Annotated in this window: 1 protein-coding gene; it reads right to left on the reverse strand. The window is 76.4% G+C overall.

Annotated elements, in window-relative coordinates:
* Nucleotides 1-1,139, reverse strand: a 1,139-nt coding sequence (locus FNQ90_RS23940; protein WP_228471559.1) for a serine/threonine-protein kinase, incomplete at its 3' end; no start/stop codon positions are given.
* Nucleotides 1,140-1,193: the final 54 nt, after the last annotated feature.

Here is a 1,193-nt window from a genome sequence, read left to right on the forward strand (position 1 = left end):
GCCGCGACCGGGGGGTCGGTGGGGGAGAGCTCGGTGGCCACCCGGTCGGTCACGCCCGCCCCGGCCTCCGCAGGGAGGGCGAGCAGCAGTGGTGTCGCGGCGGCGAGCGCCGCCAGTCGGCCGCGACCGCGCTCCTCCCACTCCGGTCCGTACGCCGCCCCCGCCGCCGCCTCCAGCTCCCGCAGGAAGGTCCCGGCGTCCGCGGGGCGGGCGTCGGGGGTCTTGGCCAGGCCGCGACCGATCAGCTCCCGCAGCGGTTCGGGCACCGGCTCCAGGGGAACCTCGGAGGTGGTGTGCCGCAGGGCCAGTTCGGCGATGTTCGTGCCGGTGAAGGGAGGGGCGCCGGTCAGGCACTCGTAACAGGTGGCGGTGGCCGCGTAGACATCGCCCGAGGGGGCGGCCGGCTCACCGCGCCACTGTTCGGGAGCCATGTAGGAGGGGGTGCCGCTCACCGTGCCCGGTCCGCCGGGTCCGTGCGCGTCGCCGGGCCGCCCGGGATCCCCGGGGCTCGCGGAATCCGGAGCGGCGGGATGCCGGGCGGCGATGCCGAAGTCCACCAGCTTGGAGAGTCCCGCCGGTGTGACCAGCACGTTCTCCGGCTTGTAGTCCCGGTGCACCACCCCGGCCGCGTGCGCCGCGGCCAGTCCCAGCAGCGAGCCCCGCAGCACCGTCAGCGCCGCCTCCGGACCCACCGGGCCCTCCCGGCGCAGCAGGGCCCGCAGTGAGGCGCCCGGCACCGGCTCCATCACGATCGCCGCGTCCCCGAGCGCGGTCTCCACGTACTCGTACAACGCCGTGACGTGCGGCGAATCCAGCCCGGCCAGCAACCGCGCCTCGGTGCGGAACGCCTCCCGGAACCGGGGATCGCGCCCCAGCCGTGGCTCCAGGTACTTCACCGCCACCGGTTCGCCGGTCGCCACGTGTTCGGCGATGACCACCCGTCCGCTCGCGCCGGAACCCACTTCCCGGCCGACGGTGTACCCCGGCACCACCCAGGACCCGTCGGCCTCCGGCCGCCCCGCCGGGTGGTCCCGCTCGTCGAGGGTCTGCCGATCCCCGCAGTCGTCGAGGGTCTCCAGGTCGTCCCCGGTCTCCCGGTCGTCCCGGCTCCGCTCCCGCGGCCCCTCCGCTCCGGCCATCGTCGCCCCCCTGCGTGTCCCTCCCCGGCGGAGTCGCGCACGGCGACCCCACGT

Source organism: Streptomyces alkaliphilus, assembly GCF_014141535.1.
GTDB lineage: Bacteria > Actinomycetota > Actinomycetes > Streptomycetales > Streptomycetaceae > Streptomyces > Streptomyces alkaliphilus.